Annotated in this window: 4 protein-coding genes and 2 tRNA genes; 2 read left to right on the top strand and 4 right to left on the bottom strand. The window is 60.5% G+C overall.

Annotated elements, in window-relative coordinates:
- The 4 genes from EN969_RS20755 to EN969_RS20740 form a co-directional block, all read right to left on the bottom strand.
- Positions 1-398, bottom strand: a 398-nt coding sequence (locus EN969_RS20755) for a TolC family protein (protein ID WP_164758385.1), incomplete at its 3' end; no start/stop codon positions are given.
- A 181-nt stretch (positions 399-579) separates the two neighbouring features.
- Positions 580-1,248 (bottom strand): protein-L-isoaspartate O-methyltransferase, encoded by a 669-nt coding sequence (locus tag EN969_RS20750; protein ID WP_024503837.1) that lies wholly within the window; start codon positions 1,246-1,248, stop codon positions 580-582.
- Between the two features lie 90 nt (positions 1,249-1,338).
- A tRNA-Cys gene (locus EN969_RS20745) sits at positions 1,339-1,412 on the bottom strand.
- A 288-nt stretch (positions 1,413-1,700) separates the two neighbouring features.
- Positions 1,701-1,958 carry a hypothetical protein gene (locus EN969_RS20740; protein ID WP_024503836.1) on the bottom strand — a complete coding sequence of 86 codons (258 nt, stop codon included), beginning with the start codon at positions 1,956-1,958 and terminating at the stop codon, positions 1,701-1,703.
- Between the two features lie 224 nt (positions 1,959-2,182).
- Between EN969_RS20740 and EN969_RS20735 the strand changes: the two genes are divergently transcribed.
- Positions 2,183-2,257, top strand: a tRNA-Asn gene (locus tag EN969_RS20735).
- A gap of 158 nt (positions 2,258-2,415) precedes the next feature.
- Positions 2,416-3,684 carry a DUF6538 domain-containing protein gene (locus EN969_RS20730; RefSeq protein ID WP_063168122.1) on the top strand — a complete coding sequence of 423 codons (1,269 nt, stop codon included), beginning with the start codon at positions 2,416-2,418 and terminating at the stop codon, positions 3,682-3,684.
- Positions 3,685-3,844: the final 160 nt, after the last annotated feature.

Genomic DNA, 3,844 nt, shown 5'->3' with positions numbered 1-3,844 from the left:
CCCTCTTCAGTGTTGCGCAGGCTTTCGACCGAGGCCCGGACCTGCGCTTCGGCGGCAGCGACATTGTTCCTGGTCTGAAAGCCGTCGAACAGCGTCTGGTTGATCTGAACGCCAAAATTGCCGGTGGTCAGCCGCACGCTTGAATTGGTGCCGTTGAGATGGCTGCTCGAATAATCGATATCCGCCGAGCCGGTGACAACCGGGCGGTAGCCCGACTTGGCGATGGCGACACCCTCGTCGGTGACGCGAACGCCGGCACGGGCCGAATTCAGTGAAGAATTGTACTGGTAGGCCTTTGCAAGCGCGCCGGAGATGGTTTCGGCTGAAGCGGCCAGTGGGGACAGCATGGTCGCCGAAACGAGGACGGCGGTGAAAAGTGACTTGCGTAAAGACGGCACGGTTAAACCCTCATTCGTTTTCCATGGGAACCGCGCCGCGCCTGCTTCTCTCATAGATCAGCCGGCGCCGCGTGTTCGTGTTCCCTGCTGCTCACCCCCAAAGTGCCCCCAGTTTGGCATCAGCAGCGATCGTTCAAATGCAAGCGACCATGACAAAGCCTCTGCTGCAAGGCCAAATCATTCAGAATTCGAAAGCACGAATGCGTTCAAACCCCGGTAGTGGCTTAATTGCCGCATTAAATGCACGTCTTCCGGTTACAACCCCCCCGGCCTTGAAAAAGAGACGGGCCACGCCGGAATTGCCCTGCCCTTCGACGGCGACGAGTCGGCCGCCTTCGGCAAGCTGGTCGAGCAACGGGGCCGGCACTTCCGCGACACTGCCACCGATAAAGATAACATCATAAGGCGCCTTGGCGGCATGCCCCTGCGGCAACGCGCCCTGGACGACGGTCACATTGCCGCAGCCAAGCGACGAAAGCGTCGATCTGGCGGTTTCCGCCAGCGCCGAATCGTTTTCGAGCGCCACTACGGACCCGGCCAGCCGCGACAGGATGGCCGAGGCGTAGCCCGTTCCGCAACCGACATCGAGCACCGAATCGGTCGGGTTGATCTCGGCCAGCTGGATAAGCTTGGCCAACGGCGACGCTTCCATCAGGTAGCGCGAACCGTCCGCGCCGGCTGCAATGCGGATGTCCTCGTCGATATAGGCGAGATCGCGCTGGGCGGCGCCGACAAACATCTCTCTTGGGACGACAAGCATTGCATCGAGTAGCGGCGCGCTGGTCACATCTGTGGTGCGGACCTGGCCGTCGACCATCTTGACGCGTAGTTCGGAGAAATCAGCGCTCATGTCCCAACCAGTCCGCTTGCCGCGCCAGAACCGCGGTCCATTGTGTCAGGAACTTCAGGCCCCTGCGCTGCCGCGCGGGGGCCCGGGCATTGGAGGCCTCGCCCGGAATCGAACCGGGGTGCAAGGATTTGCAGTCCTCTGCGTAACCACTCCGCCACGAGGCCTCATTGCTCCCGGCGTTCCACCCGGTTCCAATAGGTTGCGGCGAAAATGCCGTCAAGCGGCCACCTTGCATTCCGAACGGTTTCCTCGCGTCAGTCCGGACGGCGTCCGGCAAATCATCGGACCGCTTTATTAGCGGACAGTTAAGCATAGCCTGATGGGAGAAGAAACGCATCCTGTCGCCGCATGACAGGGCAAGGCTTGCCTCGGCCGCGGCTGTTCTCAAGCAGATCCGTGAGGCACTGGAAGAGCAGGCCGCCCACTGAAACACCACCTTGCGCTATCGGCGGTCAATCGGGCCGGCGACGCCGTTCCCACCAGACGACAAAGCGACGCCGGTGACGGCGGACCATGGCGAATTCATAGGACAGCACCAGCAATCCGAGCGGAACCATCCAGAAGCCGAGGATCGGCAGGAAACCGAGGATGCCACCGATGGTCAGCAGGATGCCGATCGTGATTCTGAGCCCGCGCGAGCGCGGCATTTTGAACTCGCGCCCGAAAACAGAGATTTTGCGCGCCGGCATCTGGTTGTCTTGTGCTGTCATCGTCTCGAAAGATTGACCCGTTTCGATCGTTCGCAAGCATGCTCAAACCAAAGCCGCCGCCGCGCTTTCGGTTCCATATCCCTGCCAAGACGGCTAATATGAGGGCATCCTTCGACGATTGCGAGAAAGGCCTATGCGAAAAAGCCTCGGAAAAATGTGAAAAGCTTCTTTGCAAAGCCGAAAAGGGCAGCTATAGGCTGCGCCACTCACATAAGAGCCTCCGTTCCCCGGTAGCTCAGTGGTAGAGCAACCGGCTGTTAACCGGTTGGTCGCTGGTTCGAATCCGGCCCGGGGAGCCAATTTCTGTGCTTTCAGCGCATTGCCAGACTTTCCAACGCTTTGGTTTAATTGAATAATCCGCGCCGACAGCGTCAGGTGATCAATCGGCACGCGGAATTTTGCTAAACATCCTGCTGCACATATTGCCATACACAGGCGCAGCGCGCATGGTAGCGGTATGAACGTCAAGCGCCGCAATAAGACCTTCCACATCGTCCGCCGAGTGCCTAAGCGCTATGCTGCAATCGAGCCGCGCACTCAAATCTGGATCAGCCTTCACACGGACTCCGAAACGGTTGCGCGACAGAAGGCTCCAACCGCATGGGCGCATATGGTCGAGGGCTGGGAAGCTACCCTTGCCGGCGCAACCGACGATGCCGAGCGACGGTTTGCAGCGGCGAAGGAACTGGCCGCCGTGCGCGGCTACAACTACCTGCCCGCTGATCGCATCGCCCAACTCCCCCGCGAAAAGCTGCTCGAACGTGTCGAGTCCGCCCTGAAGCTCAATGGCGATGCTGCCAAGATCGAGGCGCGCGCCGTGCTGGGCGGCGCTCCCGAACCGGGGATCAAAATCAGCAAGGCACTGGAGTTGTATTGGGGCTTTGCCAAGCAGGACACGATAGGCAAGAGCGAGGATCAGCTTCGCCGCTGGGAGCACCCCCGCAAACGTGCCATCGCCAACTTGATTGAAGAGATCGGCGACAAGGAGCTTTCAGAGATCACCGGAGACGACATGCTCGACTTCCGCGAAACATGGATGGAGCGGATAGCGGCCGGCGATGCCAAGCCCGACACTGCTAACAAGGATTTCCAGCACATCGGCAATATCCTTCGCACCGTGGTCAAGATGAAGCGGCTAGGGCTGGTCCTGCCGCTGGACGGCCTCACCTTCAAAGCCGACAAGGAGCGGACCCGCCCGCCTTTCTCGGTCGACTGGATCAAGACCAAGCTGCTTGCCCCCGGCGCGCTGGACAGCTTGAACACGGAAGCCCGGTGCATCCTGCTTGGCATGATCAACACCGGCTATCGCCCCGGCGAAGCGGCCGGGCTCATGCCGCACCACATCCGCCTGGATGTTGACGTGCCATATATCAGCATTGAGCCGGAAGGCCGGCAGCTAAAGAACAAGGTGAGCGAGCGTGTCATTCCGCTGGTAGGCGTGTCGCTCGAAGCCTTCAAGCACTGCCCGCAAGGCTTTCCGACCTATCGTTTCAAGGACAAGATCAGCGACACGGTGAACAAGTACCTTCGGGAACACGACCTGTTAGAGACACCGGAACATGTTCTCTACAGCCTGCGGCATTCTTTTGAAGACCGGATGATTGCCGCCAAGGTAGATGAGCGTATCCGGCGCGACCTGTTCGGCCATGCGCTGGGCAGGGAACGCTACGGCGAAGGCGCGACGTTGGCGCACAAGCGCGACATCCTTCAGAGCTTCGCCCTTTGAGCAGCGACGATTGCCCGCGCCCGGGCGATGGGGTCTCCCCTCGCCTCTTCGGCCGCGATTTCCGCCTCTAGCCGCGTGAAGATCGGCGCATAGATCGCATCTTCGACCACAAGCGACGCAACGAACGCGTGGGCGGCTTTGAGCCGGGCCAGCATGGACC

The sequence above is a fragment of the Mesorhizobium sp. M7A.F.Ca.CA.003.01.2.1 genome, from assembly GCF_003998945.1.
GTDB lineage: Bacteria > Pseudomonadota > Alphaproteobacteria > Rhizobiales > Rhizobiaceae > Mesorhizobium > Mesorhizobium ciceri.
The sequence above is the reverse complement of the archived record's forward strand: the minus strand, read 5'-3'. Positions and strand labels throughout refer to the sequence as shown.

What these genes read in the sequence shown, in the direction of transcription:
- EN969_RS20750 (WP_024503837.1), bottom strand. Translation starts at nt 1,248, where the DNA reads ATGAGCGCTGATTTCTCCGAACTACGCGTCAAGATGGTCGACGGCCAG.
- EN969_RS20740 (WP_024503836.1), bottom strand. Translation starts at nt 1,958, where the DNA reads ATGACAGCACAAGACAACCAGATGCCGGCGCGCAAAATCTCTGTTTTC.
- EN969_RS20730 (WP_063168122.1), top strand. Translation starts at nt 2,416, where the DNA reads ATGAACGTCAAGCGCCGCAATAAGACCTTCCACATCGTCCGCCGAGTG.